The organism is bacterium (genome assembly GCA_016702305.1).
Lineage (GTDB): Bacteria > Electryoneota > RPQS01 > RPQS01 > RPQS01 > JABWCQ01.
Genome location: JADJEH010000001.1, coordinates 299398 through 316029, shown reverse-complemented (window position 1 = coordinate 316029; position 16632 = coordinate 299398). Strand labels below are relative to the sequence as shown.

The 16632-nt window shown below is 59.1% G+C and carries 12 protein-coding genes; 3 read left to right on the top strand and 9 right to left on the bottom strand.

Annotated features, from left to right (window positions below):
• Nucleotides 1-12 precede the first annotated feature (12 nt).
• The 9 genes from coaD to IPH10_01195 form a co-directional block, all read right to left on the bottom strand.
• Entirely contained in the window at nt 13-501 is a 489-nt protein-coding gene (coaD, locus tag IPH10_01235) for a pantetheine-phosphate adenylyltransferase (protein MBK6909552.1), read from the bottom strand.
• Nucleotides 498-926, bottom strand: coding sequence for an ATP-binding protein (locus IPH10_01230; protein ID MBK6909551.1), 429 nt, complete (start codon nt 924-926; stop codon nt 498-500). The genes coaD and IPH10_01230 overlap by 4 nt, the downstream gene beginning before the upstream one ends.
• On the bottom strand, nt 904-2391 hold the full coding sequence (locus IPH10_01225; protein ID MBK6909550.1) for a SpoIIE family protein phosphatase: 1488 nt from the start codon (nt 2389-2391) through the stop codon (nt 904-906). Before IPH10_01225 ends, IPH10_01230 begins: the two co-directional genes overlap by 23 nt.
• A 2-nt stretch (nt 2392-2393) precedes the next feature.
• Nucleotides 2394-2732, bottom strand: coding sequence for an STAS domain-containing protein (locus tag IPH10_01220; protein MBK6909549.1), 339 nt, complete (start codon nt 2730-2732; stop codon nt 2394-2396).
• Nucleotides 2733-2787: 55 nt separating this feature from the next.
• Nucleotides 2788-3138 (bottom strand): STAS domain-containing protein, encoded by a 351-nt coding sequence (locus tag IPH10_01215; protein MBK6909548.1) that lies wholly within the window; start codon nt 3136-3138, stop codon nt 2788-2790.
• Between the two features lie 29 nt (nt 3139-3167).
• The gene (locus IPH10_01210; GenBank protein MBK6909547.1) at nt 3168-3599 is read right to left on the bottom strand and encodes a helix-turn-helix transcriptional regulator; all 432 of its coding nucleotides are present in this window, start codon (nt 3597-3599) and stop codon (nt 3168-3170) included.
• A 74-nt stretch (nt 3600-3673) separates the two neighbouring features.
• Entirely contained in the window at nt 3674-5374 is a 1701-nt protein-coding gene (gene ggt, locus IPH10_01205; GenBank protein MBK6909546.1) for a gamma-glutamyltransferase, read from the bottom strand.
• A gap of 15 nt (nt 5375-5389) precedes the next feature.
• Nucleotides 5390-8587, bottom strand: coding sequence for a choice-of-anchor J domain-containing protein (locus IPH10_01200; protein ID MBK6909545.1), 3198 nt, complete (start codon nt 8585-8587; stop codon nt 5390-5392).
• 21 nt (nt 8588-8608) lie between these two features.
• Nucleotides 8609-12502 carry a S8 family serine peptidase gene (locus tag IPH10_01195; GenBank protein MBK6909544.1) on the bottom strand — a complete coding sequence of 1298 codons (3894 nt, stop codon included), beginning with the start codon at nt 12500-12502 and terminating at the stop codon, nt 8609-8611.
• A gap of 182 nt (nt 12503-12684) precedes the next feature.
• On the opposite strand from IPH10_01195, the gene IPH10_01190 reads away from it, so the two are divergent.
• From IPH10_01190 to IPH10_01180, 3 genes are read left to right on the top strand one after another with little or no spacing between them, the layout of a single operon-like run.
• Nucleotides 12685-13692: a hypothetical protein gene (locus IPH10_01190; protein MBK6909543.1), complete on the top strand. Its 1008-nt coding sequence runs from the start codon at nt 12685-12687 to the stop codon at nt 13690-13692.
• Entirely contained in the window at nt 13689-15110 is a 1422-nt protein-coding gene (locus IPH10_01185; GenBank protein MBK6909542.1) for an HD domain-containing protein, read from the top strand. Before IPH10_01190 ends, IPH10_01185 begins: the two co-directional genes overlap by 4 nt.
• 2 nt (nt 15111-15112) lie before the next feature.
• Complete coding sequence (locus IPH10_01180; protein ID MBK6909541.1) at nt 15113-16531, top strand: TolC family protein; 1419 nt, start codon at nt 15113-15115, stop codon at nt 16529-16531.
• Nucleotides 16532-16632 lie beyond the last annotated feature (101 nt).

Genomic DNA, 16632 nt, shown 5'->3' with positions numbered 1-16632 from the left:
GCGACGCGGGGTTCATGTTTTACGCGAGGAGTGTTTTGCCAACAATGCTCGCGCGACATGGGGCGGAACAAAGCTATCCACGGAGCCGCCTAAGCGCGAGACTTCGCGCACGATCGAGCTGTTCAAGTACGTGTACTGCTCGCCGGGCAGCAGGAAAACGGTGGCGACGTTGGGGGCGAGCACGCGGTTAGCCAAGGCGATTTGAAACTCGTAGTCGAAATCGGAGACGGCGCGGAGGCCGCGGATGATGGCAATCGCGCCGCGTTTTTCGGCGAATTCGACAATTAGGCCTTCGCACGTATCCACGGAGACTCCGGGGAATTTCGCGGTGGCTTCCTCGATCAGGGCCTTGCGCTCATCGGTAGTGAAAAGCGGTGTTTTCTGCGAATGCACAGCCAATGTGACAATGACCTGATCAAACAGCGCGGCGGCGCGATCAATAACATCGAGATGCCCATAGGTAATGGGATCGAACGTGCCGGGATAGATCGCGATTCTCATGCCGAGTGATTGAGACGTTTGAAGACCTCAATGGCCATGCCGTCCGCGAGCCGGGTACAGGTCACATCGTCCATCATGGCGCGGACGATGAGAATGCCCCGTCCGTGGTCTTCAAAGATATGTTCGGGGGAAGTGGGATCGGGGACTTTGGCGGTATCGAAACCGGGGCCGTAGTCGCGGACGCGCACCGCAAGGCCGTCGCCGCGTTGTTCGACAACGATTTCGACCGGTATGTCAGCCTGCTCTTTATGAGCATGAACGATGGCATTCATGACCAGTTCCGTGACGCAGATTCCAATATCGGCGAGCGCGTCTTGCGTGAAGCCCATGCCGGTGGCGATGGACTCGACGAACTCGTCCACCTTTTCAATTTGATCCACCGAAGAGGGGATATTCAGGATTTCAGTGCGATTCGGTGCCGTCATACTTCACCACGGAAATAGTGAGATCATCCATAGTCAAATCCGACGCATGATACGACAGAACATCGTGACTGATGCGGCGGGCCAATTCATTCGCGGGAATATTCCGGTAGCGATTCGTCAGATCAGCCAGTCGTTCGACTCCAAATTCTTCGCCGGCGTTGGTCCGTGCTTCGGTGACGCCGTCGGTGTAGAAAACGAGTATGTCCCCCGGACGAAGTTCGATTCGCGCCTGTTCGTAGCGTGCGTCGGGCAGCACGCCAAGGATGGGCCCCCCCTCGGTCAGCAGCTCGAAGGGCGCGCCCTCGCGGACGAGCAACGGCGGGTTGTGGCCGGCGTTGCTGTAGGTGAGCAAGCGATGTTCGCGGTTTAACACACCGTAAAATGCGGTCACGAAACTGTCCGGCGGGATGGTCTCCACCAGAAACTCGTTGACGCGCTGAAGTATCGTGGGAATAGCGTAGTGTGCGCGTGCTTCGATGCGAATGCAGGCGCGGAAATTGGCCATCAGCAGCGCTGCGGCCACGCCGTGTCCGGCGACATCACTCATGATGACGCCGAGATCCGTTTGGGTAATCGGCACGAAGTCGTAGTAATCACCACCGACCTCGCTCGAGGGGAAGTTCATGCCGCCGAGATCGAAGGGCGCGAAGTCGGGAAAGGTCTTGGGCAAGAAACCAGCGTGAATGCGACGGGCCAGCGAGAGCTCCTCGCCGATCCGCTGGGTGTGCTGTCGCTGGCGGTCTGCGCGTGCGCGTTCGAGAGCGGCTCCGGCATGACTGGCGAAGGCCATCAAGAGCCGCAGGTCGCGGTCGCTGAAGGCGTCCAGCCGGTCTGATTCGAGATTGAAGGCTCCGATGATCTCGTCCCGCACCAAGATGGGCACGGCGAGTTCGGAGCGTGTGGTGGGTCGGACCTCGACGTACCGCGAATCGTTGAGCACGTCAGGGACGTAAATCGGTTTTCCAGAGAAGACAACAGTGGCCACGACGCCTTCGCCGTGTTTGACGCCTTCCTGGAATTTGGTATAGACGCGGCGTTTTTGGGCCCCGCCATAGCCGGCGAGCATGTCCACTTCAATCTGCTGCAGTTCGCGATTGTAAACGAAGATGCCCGCCGCATCAAACTCGACGACCTGCCGCAGTGATTCAAGGATCGCGCGGAGGACTTCGCGGATGTCGGCGGCGCTGGACAGTCTGAGGCTGACTTCCTGGAGAATGGCATTCTCCTGCCGTTCGCGTTCGAACTCGGACTGCACGCGCAGGTTTTCCTTCGCGGCGCCGATGGAATTCAGCAATTCGACGAGTTTACGCTGCCGCTCGGCTTGCAGTTTACCGCCGCCGAGATCCCGCAGATACGCTTGCGCCTGCCGCTCCAACTCCTCAAGGAGCGACAGGGCGCGCACCGTGCGGCGTGGTCCGTCACTCACGGGAGCGGGAGCGAAGTCAGTGGCAAGTGGATCGGCCAAGATCAGTTGAAGCTCTTGACGGCCGCATCTACGGTATCGTGACTATCGAACACCGAGTTGAGCTTGGTGATGATGAGCAGCGACTGAATTTTTTCGGTCGTGCGTGCGAGTTTCATTTCGGTTCCGGCGTTCTTCAACGTGGTGTAGGCGGAGACCAGCAGGCCAATGCCCGAGCTGTTCATCCATTCGACGGCGCCGAGGTCAATGACGACTTTCTTGTGACTTGAGCTGATGGCATGCTTGATGGCATCATGGAACTGTGCGGACTCGGGGCCGCCCATGATCTTGCCGGAAAGTTCGACGAGAAAGACGCCGTTTAGTTCTGAGGACTTCAACTTCATGGAAACGATTGCTCCTTGGGGTGCGCGAGGTGATATGAGAAAATAGATGAAAGAATCAGTCGGACGGGGCGGCCAGTGTTTGCAAAGCCGCGTTCACGTCGTTTTCGAAAACAAAGACGGAATCGAAATGTGTCATGCGCAGCACGGCCATGACCTTGGGTCCGCAGCCGGCGAGGATCATCTGACCGCCGCAGTTGCGCAGCGTCGTGAAGGCCGAGACGAGCAGACCGACGCCCCAGCTATTGAGCCAGTCCACTTCCTCCATGTCAATCGCGACGCGGCGGCAGCCTTCGCTGGCGGCAAGTTTGACGTCGTCATGAAAGCCGGCGGTGCCCATACCACCCATCATTTTGCCGGATAGTTTGACGACAAAGATGTCGTCTTGCCAGAAGGTTTGCTGCTGCATGGGATTAGATTCCGGAAACGGATTTGTACTCACGAGCGCGTCCGGCGCAGGTCGAGCAGGGCATCCACGAAGAAGCGTTTGGTCGGACTATGATCAGGATGCAGTTGAATGGCCTTGAGGATTTCGACCTCTTCGGCGGACGGGTTCATCAGCAGCATCTGTTCTTGATCTTCAAGCAGTTCGACCAACCCCTTGTAGAGATAGCCGTGGCGCGGTGACAGGCTGAGGTAGCGGAAGGCCTCAGGGCCCAGAATGAGCTCTTCGACACGCAAATTCAGTCCGGACGCGACCTTTTCAAGGAATTCGATGGTTGGCGACGAGCGGCCGTTTTCCACCAGCGAGAGGTACGAGCGATTCACGCGTACGGCTTTGGACAGGGTGTCCTGCGACATATCGGCGGCTCGGCGCGCTTCATGCAGCCGCTGGCCGATGTCGAGCGGAATGGTCTTATTGGTTACCATGTCCCAAGATACGGAGGACTTGCCAGATTGTCAACAAGTCCAAAATTAATCCGTTCATCCGTGGGGTATACCGTTCAGTGTCCCATGGCGGCGCCAATGCCGCGGCTATCGGCGGCACCGAACCAGCCGCCGCGGAGTGTATCTGCTTGTAAGGCCTGCACGCGCGAACGCGGCGAGCCGACTTCGACAGTGTGGCCGCGCTGTTCGAGGCCGATGCGGACATCCACGGGGAAATCAGGTTCGATGAACACGCGGTTGGGCTTCCATTGCTGGTGCAAGCGCGGGTAGTCAATGGCGGCCTGAATGTTCATACCGTAGTCCACGGCGTTGACAATCGCGAGTACGGACGCGGTGATGATGCGCGGTCCTCCGGCGCCACCAACGAGTAAGTATGGCCGCCCGTCGCGCAAGAGAATCGTCGGGGACATGGACGACAGCGGCTTCTTGCCCGGCTCAATTTCATTTACTGCCTTGCCGACGAGCCCGAAAAAATTCGGTTTGCCGGGTTCAGTCACGAAATCGTCCATTTCGTTGTTAAGCAGGATGCCCGTACCGGGGACGGTGATACAAGTGGCAAAGGGTGTGTTGACCGTGGCCGTAACGGAGGCGGCGTTGCCCATTTCATCCACCACACAGAAGTGGGTGGTGTGATGATCAATGTGTGAGAGGAACTCCCACGGGTCACCGGGTTCCGGTTCAGACAGATGGCGCGTGCGGGAGATTTTCTTGCGCAACGTGTCGGCATAGGCTTTGTGGGTCAATGCGGCCGTGGGAACAGGCGTGAACGCCGGGTCGCCTAAGAATTCGACGCGGTCAGCAAAGGCCAGATTCATACACTCGGCCAACAGATGCAGCGACTCAGACGAACCGGCACCGAGATAGTTGAGCGGAAAATCTTCAAGCAGATTCAAAATCTGAATGAGATGGATTCCACCGGAGCTGGGCGGCGGCATCGAGATGACGTCGTAACCGCGATAGTTCCCGCGCACGGGTTCCAGCGCCAGCGGCGTGTAGGACGCGAGATCGGCCGGTGAGATAATGCCGCCGTTGCCGCGCATGAACTCGGCGATCCTGCGGGCCGTCTCGCCGGCATAGAAATCGCGCGCGCCATCGGCCTGCATCCGCGCAAAGGTCGCGGCCAGATCCGATTGAATCAGGCGGGCACCGGAAGCGAGCGGTTTGCCCTGCGCATCAAAATAGACCGATCGCGAGCCGGGATCGGCGGACAGTTCTTTGGCGTAGGCGGTGATGACCGATGCGTAATAGTCATCTACCGTAAACCCGGTGTCAGCCAGTGCGCGCGCCGGTTCGAGTAATTCAGCAAACGGCATCGTGCCGTAGTCACGCACAGCCAAGTCAAAGGCCGCCACTTCACCCGGCACGCCTGCGGCGAGGGGTGAATATAGCGAAAGGTCTGTTCGATCGCCGGATTTCTTCGGGACGAACATCAACCGCGACGACTTGGCGGGTGCAACCTCGCGTCCGTCAATCGCGACTTCACGTCCATCTGCCATGTGCAGCAGGATGAAGCAGCCGCCGCCGATGCCGCTCGAATAGCCTTCGGTGACGCCGAGGGCCATCGCCACGGCACAAGCTGCATCTACGGCGTTGCCGCCTTGCTCGAGAATGCGCAGACCGGCACGTGTGGCGTGTGAATCAGCGGATGCAATCATCGCATGCGGCGCATAGGCCGGACGGCGCGTCGCGGCCACGGAGGCGACAGCAAGCACGAGGAGGAGCAATAGGGCACAACGCCCGACGCTCCGCGGAAGCATGGACAAGAGAACTCCTTACGGCAACGCGCGAACTTGGTAGAAGCCCGTGCTGAGATTCAGAGCATTCACGTGCGTGAACGAATTAGTAGTCGGCATACCGACAATTGTTGGCAATCCGCCCATCTCGAAAAGGTACTCGACATAATAGCGCGAAGCACCGGGGACGGCGTTCCATTGAAAGACGAGGTCGTTGCCGTCCGGGTAGACCGTAAAGGCGGTCGGCGCCGCCAATGCCGCGGCGGGAGTGGCGGTGATCGGCACGGTGAGCTCCGGTGTGTTGACGTCATTAGATCGAATCAACAATGTTGCGGAGCTGGGATCGCCGCATAGCTCGCGGCCCAGAAGACTCAGGAACAGCGTGTCCCGTTCGCCCGGGGCAATCACACCATTCAGCGGCAATACGGAAACCCAGCGCGGTCCAAGCGCAAAGCGGCGGGCCTCGAAATTCGCCACGCCGGTTTGATTGTGGAGCACCGTGAGACCAATGTTCTTATCCGGATTTTGAATGCCTACCGTGGCACTGGCCAACCGGATCGTACCCATGTTTCCGTACATGACGCGGGCTTCTCCACGCGCGGTCAACAGGATTTGGAAGTTGTACGTTCCCTGATTAGGCGTAGTTCCAGCGCGGACGTTTTCGAAGTGCACGGCTGCGGAATCGCTGCCGTTGTCCCAATAGCGGACGTTTGTTCCGGCGAGTTGGGGTTTGAGATCGTCCCACCATGCGAAGATGGCGGCAGCCGCGGCATTAACGGATGGCAGCCGTTCATTGATGGCAAGTTCATTGAACTCATCGGTGAAGCTGATCCAGCCGTTGCCGCTTACAAACATCTGCGAGTACATTTGGCCGTAGAACGGGAAACTGAACGGCAGCGTGAACGGTCCGCGCGTTTGGTCCCCTTCGCCATCCAGCCACGTTAGCTGGGTGCCGAGGGTACTGATGGGCAGCCACGAATAGACAGGCGGACATTCGTCCTGCGAATCCTGCCAGATGTAGCCGGCGGCATCCGGTCCGCCGCGATCTGTGCTGTCTTGCGGCTGCTGGAAGACCACCGAGTAGACAAGGTCGGAACCACCGTTGTTTGAGACGGTGAGCGGTTCATTGGACGTGCCGAACGTATCAACGTCAGCGGCGATGGCCGTAGGTTCAATGGCAATTTCAGGCGACGGACCGATGAAGATGTCATCCAGGTACCAGCCTTCTTGAACCAGGGAACCGTCACTGGTCTGGCGGAAGCGCACATGAATGGTACTGCCTGCCGCGAACTGCGAAAGCGGCACGCTAACCGTCTGCCACGTTCCGGTAGCACCAGAATAGGGACCTGCGACCATTTGTGCGCCATTTCCCGCATCAATTTCTACAAATCCGAAGTCCGCGCCGGATTCGAGTTGATAGAAGTGCGAGAAAGTTAAGACTGAGTTATTACCGAGCAGGATCGGTGGTGAAATCAGCACGGCGTTTTGGTTCGAGCTATACTGCCCGGCAGCCTCAAGGCCGCAATACCACGAGTGTGTGGGCGACTCCGCGCGACGTGCAGAGACATGCCACTGGTCCTGATCACCCGTATGCGTCCAACCCGCACCACCACCTTCCAGATTGTCGAAGAACACCGGTCTGCCAACGACGGCTGTGATCGCGAAATTAGTGTCGAGCCCTTCGGTGGACGTGACATGCAGATTGCCCACGACTGCTCCGGGTGCGTTGAAGCCCGCGCCGACGGCGAGGACCAGCGCCGAACTGTTGGCGGCGGAGTCTTGATGCGCCAAACTCCCCCATGACGCCGTTCCCGCGATGACGGACACGTTTGGTGTAGTCGTAGTGAACGTACCCGTTATTCCAGTGAGGTCTTGAAAGCCCGTGTTGCGCAGATAGATTTCCAGCGCAACCTGTTCACCGGGATCCACCGTGCCGTCGCCATTTCCATTCTGTTCTGTTTGCCATTGGGTCACGCGGCGAACTTGAAAATCCGGCGGGACAAGGAACTGCGCGTAGCGCGCAACGAAGAAATTCGCGGGGAGATTTTCTTCGGCGAGCGGTTGAATGCGATTCGGCTCGGGCCAGAAGCCGTCGAAATCACCGCCGACTTCGGTTGTAAAACTGAAGATACGGCCTTTGCTTGTTTGCTCGCCGTAGCACCAATCGTTGCAATCGCCGTTGACATCGTAGAGGATTTGCCACGGCGGACCGATCGTATAGGTGGCGCCATTGACCTGTTCGATCAGGAATTGCATTGAATCCGCCATCAGCTGGAAGGTGCCGTCCTCTGGCGTGAAACCGCCCTGCCATGACGACACTCCCCACGGATAGAGAATGAGGTTCGAGTACGTATGATAGTTCATCGCGACGATGAACTCGCGTGAATTAATGAAGTCGCGGATACTCGCCGTCTCGGGTTCGGAAAACGGGCCGGTGCCGCGGTAGGTCAGCGACGAAGGTGTGGGTGACGAGCCGTTGTTGTCGTATCCCCAATTGTAGCCCCAATTACGATTGAGGTCCACGCCCACGCTGCCGTCGGCGTTGCTGCGGCGATTCTTACGCCACATGCCGCCGCCGTTAGGATTGGTCTGTTGGTTGTAGAGATAGCCGTCCACGTTCATGCACGGGATGAAGTAGAACTCACGGTTATCCACCAGATCGGTGACTGCGGCGTCCACACCGTACTGTTCAGTCAGCGTTTCCATGAAAAGAAAAAGCACTTCCATGGCCCCGGGCTCACGGGCATGAATCAGCGAGTTATAGAGCAGCTCAATCTCGTTTTCATCCACATCGGGGTTATCACTGATTTTGATGGCGTGGATGTCGCGGCCCTCGATAGTGGTGCCGACGACGAAGCGCGCCGTGGTAATTCCGGGATGATTGGCGTGGATCGTATCCATCGCGGCGAGGATTTCACTGTGTGTTTTGAAACCGCCCATCAGGTCAAGCGCACCGCCATCGCGGGCGCGGCGCGCGTAGTATTCTTCAAGGTCCTGGTGGATAAGGTCCCAGTGGTAGTCGTCGGCGCTCAGGCGGGCAAAATCTTCGGGAAGCGCAGCGATGAGTTGGCCCGGTTGATCATCGGGCGGCAGCACGTCGAAGCGGTCGTCGCGGAGCAAGGCCTTCTCGTGGGCCTCGGTTTTGCCGTAGACCCGAAGCAGAGAATGATGCACGACATCGGCGAGAGATACCGAAGCCAAAGCACAGAACAAGAAAGCAACAAACAGGGCGTACATACGGGACCTCATGGAAGCAAATCAGCGCAAGGGTGTGGCGAGAATCTTTGAGTTGGGCTGTCCGGCGATTCCGGTTTGGTAGACGGGCGCGGGAGCACCGGCGAGGGTGACAACGAAAAAGCGCACGGCATCGGTCGGCAGCGTGATTGTGACGTGAGTGTCTGAAAGCGCCGGGATTACAGGTGTAAACAGGGTGTCGCCGGGCAGGGCATTCCACAGAGCATAGCTGTCGGAGGGATGCCGCCGCCAATAGAATTTGAGTTCGTCGTTTGTAAACCGCAAGACAGTTTGCGGATCAAACGGAATCCCGGCTTGCATGGAAACCTGCAATTCGACGCCACCGCCGTCGGGCGCCGAAGACTCAAGATAGAACGGCAGTTGCAGCAGACCTTGCTCGGCGGAGTTGTTGGTAATGCGCAGTTCGACGGCTGCAGTTGCCGAGGGCGCAACCACGCCTTGATGTCCCGCGAGAATTTGCAGCGACGCGGCGGCGGTGTCAGCGCGTACGATGCGCAAGGTCATCAGGCTGTCCACCAGTAGACCGTTGTAAGACAGTTGCAGAAAATCGTCGGGAAATCCGCCTTTTATACCGACAGTTCTCAGTTGCGCATGCGCGTACATGTGCTCGTAGACGAAGTCCACGTTTCCGTTGCGATACAGGACGGACTGAAAGGTCAGCGTCTCCCACGGCAGGAAGCCGTAGGGTACGATGTCATTCCACTGCACGATGAAGCGGTCATTGGTGAAATCATAGTACTCCCAAACCTGACCGCCGGACGCAGGATAGAGGTCTGTCCAGAATGGCGCAAGAGTAAAATAGGGATCGCGCGCCAGTGCGAGTGGATCGTTGACGTAGTTGCGCGCCTGGGACCAGAAGCTGAGAAAGCCGTTTGTGCAGGCACCGTAGGTCGTGAACACACGATCGTAGAGTGGAAACGCGAACGGCAGCGGACGGGGCAATGAGATCGTATCATCGCGAGTCAACTCGAGATTGTTGCCGATTCCGCTGATGTCAAAGAAACTGTAGTGAATCGAAGTATCGGTGCGCGAGTTGCCCCACGCATAGCCGTTGGTATCGGGCGTCCAGTTGAGCAGCGGCGCATCGTGACCTTCGACTCGGGCAGGGCCCATGCCCTTCGGCCAGTCGAGGGGCGTTGGCTCAATCAACGGATAGATAACGTGTTGTGAGGCGGGCGGCGACGTATGCGCCGAATAGGCGAGCGGAGCGCTGCCGAGATTGCGCACGAAGATGACGGTATCCAGCGACTGACCGGGAGCGAGCGCAAGGTCGAGATAGCCGGGCTCGATGGACAGCGACGGGACGCCGGCTTGTGGTGCATCATCCGCCACGCGCACGGTGACGTTCTGGCCGACGGGTACCGCGTGCGTCTCCCATTGGCCGTTGTAACCATAGCGCACAAAACCGCCGCCCGCGGCGCGGTCAATGCCAATCGTTGCGCCGCTATTGAGCGGCACGTTTCCGTAGCGGAACTCAATCACGGAGTTTCCGCTGGTGGAGGGGCGAACCGCGGGGTCGTAGAAGACGACTTGAAAACTCAGGCTGTCGAGCGGGGGCGGAACGTTAACGTAATAAGGGACATTGGCCCACTCGACAGTGTAGGTCCCTTGGGCGGGATCATAGTCGGACAGAATATTGCCGCCGAGGTTATCGCTAAGGTCATCCCAGAAGGGGAAGAGCGCGGGCGTGAGATTATAGGGCAGGGCCAGATTGTTAAACGCGGTAGCGGAGCGCAAGAAGCTCAGAATACCGTTGGTATTGACATAGAGCCGCTGATAATCTGTGCCGTAGAAGCGCACTGGGAACGGGAGCGCCAAGGAAGTGGTGCCATCGTCGGCCAGATTGTGAATTACGCCGCGACCGCCGAGTGCGGGATCTACGGACAAGTAGGTCGTGGTAGGACCGCCGGGATCATTGTTATCGCACATGTAGTAACCGAACGGATCGGCATCCGAGCACAGAAAAGCCGGATTGAGCGGCAAAATGATCTCGATATCAGTGATCGCGCCGGCTATGATCTGCACGTCGGGGATTGTGGTTTGGTCACACGTCGCACTCGAGCAGGCCACGACATACGTGCCGGGATTAAGCGTCAGCAGGAAACGTCCGTTGGCATCGGTCAACGTCGGGGAGATCATCTCCCCAAGGAGCGAGACAAAGGCCCCGTTGGCGGGCAGTCCGCGGCAGTCAATGACATTGCCGGTGAGAATTCCCTGCTGGGTTGGCTGGAGAACGAGGTCAAGGTAGGTTGTTCCCTGCGGCGAGACTGAGGTCACGATCGTCTGCGGCTGATAGCCGGTGGCAACGACTTGCAGGGTAATCGGCGTCCAGGCCGGATGGGCGAGCGCAAATTCGCCCAGCGCATCGGTTTGAGTACGGTGCGGATGATCCACGAGCTGGAGGCTTGCGGCGAGGGGCGCTCCAAAGGGATCGCGAACGGAACCCCGCACCCAGCCTAATCCAGTCAATGCGGCCTGGCAGGCCATGAGGGCATCTACCCGACCGTAGCCGGAGTTGTTATCGAGTCCCGGCTCGGCGACGTCCACCGCCGTTAGCATCAGGAGTTCCAGCAGCGAGTCCGGCGGCAAGAGCGGATTGGCCTCGATCATCAGGGCCAATGTTCCAGCGGCGAGCGGCGCGGAAAAGGAGGTGCCGCTACTGGTCGCGAAACCAGTTCCAAGGTAGGTAGACCGAACGTCGCGGGATGGCGCAACCAGTTCGGGTTTGATGCGTAAGATAGAATCTGCAGTGCACGGCGTCGGCCCACGGCTCGATGAAATCCACACCGAGTCCAGTGTGCCGTCCCATCCTCCAACCGCGAACCCCGAGACGGGATTATCGGCTCGGACGGCTGGGCTGCGCAGCGTGCCTGACGCCGGGCCTTCGTTGCCGGCCGACCAGACGATGGCCATGCCTGCGGCCTCGCACAGGTCGAGGGCCGGAAGCAACACGGAGTTGCAGAGGTCTTGGCCACCGCTCGATCCCCACGAATTCGAGAGCACGCGGGGCATGTCCTCGAAGGTCGCTGGGTTGCCATCGGGATCTATGACCCATTCGAACGCCTCAAGGGCGTTCATCAAGGTCAGTCCGCCTTCAGCGACTGCCGCAGAGATGAATTGGGCGTTCCACGCGACTCCGACGGTGTCCCCGTTGAACATGCCGCACTGGAGCCCCATCGTGAGTGTTCCGTGCCCGTCGTTGTCGCCGGGGGTTTGGGTTATCGGTTCGACCAGGTCAAACCAGCATTGCGCGGCTGGGTAGCCTTGATTGCCGCGCCAGCGGGGCGACAGGCCGGGATGGGACCCGTTGACACCGGAGTCAAAATTGGCCAATAACACACCCACGCCCGTAAGTCCAAGTGCCCAGGCCTCGGGCGCCCGGATTTCGGTAAGGGCGGCAGACGCGCCGATATCATCCAAGGGATCGCGGCCTTGGTCTTCTCGGATCGGCTCGACGGAGGGCAGAGTGGCGATCATGCCGTTGGGGACGACGCGCAGCACCTCGGGCCAAGATTCGAGCAACGGCAAAAGGTCCGCCCTGCAGCGAACGGCGATAACATTAGCGACCCAGAAACGACGCTCGATATTGAGCTTGCCGGTCGCTTCGAGATCTGCCAGGCGGGACAGCAACTTAGGTTGCGATTGGGCGGCATAGTCCCGAGCGGCATCGAGGGCCAACTTATGGGTGCTGCGGACGGAGAGGCCGCGCCCGGACTGGGCGCGGAGGCTGGGAATCGAAGCGGAATCGGTCCGCAGCACGACCAGGAACAGCTCGCCCGGAGCCACCGGCCCCGCGAGCACCCACGGCGCGGCAAGAGACCAGCAGGCCAGGGAGAGTGTCATCCCGAGTCGTCGCAACAGCGTCATCCGCAACACATTCATCCTTTTCGTTCGCATCCCAAGAAATCCCTAAAATATAGTAAATTTGCGGCCGTAACTCCACACGTGCGAAGGGATTGTTACACTTTGCAGATGTATCGTGGATTTGCTTTTTGTTGGAATAGTCGTAACTTCAGGCTGTCAAAGCTATTGAAATCTTTGTGAATAGCCCATTGATTCCGTATCGGACCCGAATTATCTTGGCTGCTGTTTGCCTCTTCGGTGTGTTAGACCGTGCCGAATGCGAACCAGCGGAGCGTTTCAGCGCGTCGCCGTTGAGCGCATACGTTGCGCTGTTTGACACCCTGCTGGGCCAGCATTATGCGGAGGCAGAGTCGCTCTGTGCGGTTCTTGCCGAGGATTGGCCGGGGCATCCTGCCGTCGAGTATGCATGGGCGAGCGTGATCTACGCACAGCTTTGCGATTATGAAGACACGACAGGCACAGGCGAACTTGAGCGGCGCGTCGAACGGTGTTTGGAATTATGCGGTGCCTGGGAACGGCGCGCGCCAGACAGTTCAGCAGCAGAGCGCGAGTTCCTGACCGGCTCGGCCTACTCGGTTTCGGGGCTAACGCGGCACAGGCAGGGCAAGACGGTCGAGGGTGTCGTCCGGCTGATGACATCGCGGCGGCATTTCGACCACGCGATCAAACTCGACACGGGCTTTTATGATGCCTACGTTGGCCGCGGGGCCTATCGTTATGCGGCGGCGAGTAATTTGGGATTTCTGCGCTGGCTGCCCGGTGTGCCGTCGAAACGAGCGGGATGGAATGATCTGGTGACCGGCATGCAGAGGTCGGCGTTTTCCCGCTTCCCGGCGATGAGCGCCATGGTTTGGCTGGCGTTGGATGAGAAGAACTGGGCGACGGCCGACAGCATGGTGCGGGCGGGGCTGGCGCGATTCCCCGAAAGTCGGACATTTCTGATGCCCAAGCTGGCCTTAGAGAAGCGCACGGAACAGTGGGACGCAGCGCGGGGCACGGCGACGATTCTGCTCAATTCCTATAGGCAACTTGAGAATCAAAACGGATACGAAGTGATCGGACTCTACCGTAGTTTGATGGAATGCTCGGACATGCTGGGTGATTCGACGGCAGCGCGCTCCTATGCTGAGCTGGGCTTGGCTGTCCCGACGACGCCATATGCGCGGGAGCGGCGCACAGCGACGCTGCAAGTGCTGAGCGATCGGTTGGAGCGGCGCCAATGACCTCGCGGACAACGAACAAACGGGTTCTGAAGCGCGGTGAGTCGGCAGTGCTTGAACGGCTTGGGAGATTGGCCGATGCGCAGGGTATAGAACTCTACGCAGTTGGCGGCTTCGTGCGCGACCGGCTTTTAGGCAAAAAAGTCAAGGATATTGACTTCACAGTCATCGGCGATGCGGTCGCCTTTGCGCGAATTGTTGCCGATTCCCTGGGTGCTCGGAATCCGGTGCTGTTTGAACGCTTTGGCACGGCGATGGTGCCCTATCGCGGTTTTCAGTTGGATTTTGTGACGGCGCGCGCGGAGTCGTACGAATCGCAGTCGCGCAAGCCCAAGGTGTGGGAAGGCGCGCTCGACGATGACCTGGCGCGGCGGGATTTCACGGTGAATGCGCTGGCGGCGTGCTTAAACGACGTACGCTACGGCGAACTTGTGGATCACTACGACGGCATGGGTGATCTGCAACGCAAACTTCTGCGCACGCCGAAGGAGCCGGAACAGACGTTCTCGGAAGATCCACTGCGGATCATGCGGGCGCTGCGGTTTGCCGCACAGTTGGAGTTTCAGCTCGATCCGGCGACGCTCGCTGCATGCCGGACCATGGCATCCCGCCTCGATATTGTCAGTCAGGAGCGTATCACCGACGAGCTGCTGAAACTGATGTCGGCACGCAAGCCCTCGATTGGTCTGCGGCTGATGCAGGAAACAGGGGTGATGCGGCTGGTGTTCAAGGAGATTGCGGAGCTTGCGGGGGTCGAACAGATTGGGCAGCACCACCACAAGGACGTGTTCGACCATACGCTGCTGGTAGTGGACAAGTTGGCCGAGCTTACGGAGGACCCGGTCATGCGGCTGGCCGCGCTGGTGCACGACATTGCCAAACCGCGCACCAAACGGTTTTTCCCGGACTTAGGCTGGACTTTTCACGGGCACGAGGATGTTGGCAGTCGCATGCTCAAGCCGATCAGTCGGCGGCTGAAGCTGCCCGAGAAGACGGCGGCCAAGTTGATGAAGATGACGGCCTTGCATATGCGCCCGATCAATCTGACCCGGGAGGAGGTCACGGATTCGGCGGTGCGGCGGTTGATTGTGGATGCCGGGGAGGATTTGGGCGATTTGATGCTCTTGTGTAAGGCCGATATTACATCGGCTAACCCCAAGAAAGTCAAGCGCTACCTCAACCACTTTGAGCAGCTCACGACGCGTATTGCGGAGGTAATTGAGGGGGATCAGCTTCGGGCATTTCAAAGTCCGGTCCGCGGCGAGGAGATCATGCAGATTTGCAACCTCTCACCCGGTCCGTTAGTCGGAAAGATTAAGACGGCCCTTGAGGAGGCGATTCTCGACGGTCGGGTCGCCAATGAGCACGACGCAGTGCTCGCGTATCTACTGGAAATCAAAGCTCAGTACCTGGAGAATTAGGCGTGCAGAAGGCCATTTGGTGGGTCGTGGTTTGGGGTATTATGTCGGGGATGGCGCGTGCCGAGGGGCCGCTGATCAACAGTACGACGCCGCTTTCGCTGGATTCGCTGGTGCGGATCGGATTGGAGAACAATCCACAGGTGCGGCTGTCGAAACTGAATCTGAAGCTCAACCGCATCGGTGACCTGGCGGCGATCGGTCGGTTTTTGCCGTCGGTCTCCTTGGGGATGAATTTCTCGGAATCACAGTTCGAGAATCGCACGTTTGTCAATCCGGACGGGAGTGTTTCGTCGCTGCCCGTGACGTTTGAAGACGTCGTGATCGTACCGGACGATCAGGGGAATCTGGTGCTGGACACGATCACGGTGACACAACAGCCGAACGAGGGCAAGTCTCGTTCGAATTCGTGGTCATTGAATGCCAACCTGTCGTTGTTTGAGGGCGGTCAGCGGGTATTCCTGTATCGCATCGCGCAGTCCCAGAAGAAGATCAACACGCTATCCGTCGAAGAGGCGCATAAGACTCTGACGCGCACTCTGGCCCAGCAGACCGTGGGCGTCTTGACACTGGAGAAGGTCGTAGCGCTAAACAAGCGACTGCGCGACCAGCGCAAGGATGCCTTTGATCTGGCTAAGGCGCGATACGAAGTCGGCGCCGTGACGGAGCTTGACGTGTTGCAGGCGGAAATCGAACTGGGCACGGCGGAGAATACGATTGCCAGTTCAGAGCGCGAATTGGAGAAGCGGCGCGAGGAGTTAAACCAGACGCTGGGTATTGATTTGCGCAGCCGGTTCCCGCTGGAGAGCGGCGGCGGGTTGACTCCGTATCAGTTCGAAGTTGATAACCTGCTGGAGCAGGCTTGGCGGAATCGCACGGACCTTGAGATCGCCATGCTGCGGGTGAAGCAGGCCAAGGACAATGTGCAGTATGCCAAAGGCGGGTATTTGCCGCGCATCGGGGTTGGAGCACAGCGCGCCGCGAGCGAGCAGTCGGGCGCAGACCAGGCTTTCACGCTTAGTCCGCGCAACCGCAACACGACGTATTATGCAAGTTTGAGTTGGAACCTGTTCGACGGTTTCGCGCGCGAATTCGACGTAGCCTCGAAGCGGGTGGATTTGCGGCGTGCGGAGGAGACTGAACGGGAGTTGAAGCTGTCGGTGGATCGCGGCGTGCGCGAGGCCTATCGTAACTTAGCGACGGCCTTTGACCAGATGCAGACGACCAACCGCAACCGCGAGTTGGCGAACCGGACGCTGGAACTTGAGCGCGAACGTTATCGTCTTGGAGCGACGTCGGCACTGTCGCTGCGGGATGCGCAGGTCACCTATGAACGCGCGGAGACCGACCACTTATCCAAGGAACTTGAGTACCAGTCGAGCCTGATTGCACTCGAGCTGGCCGTGGGGAAGTCGTTGCGGTAGAGTCGGTCACCAGATTGCTGATGTTTAGAAGCCGCGGCGACTCCCTGAGTCGCCGCGCTTGTTTTGGGCGAACCGGGCGCCGCTCGGCCCGAGGCGGGCGA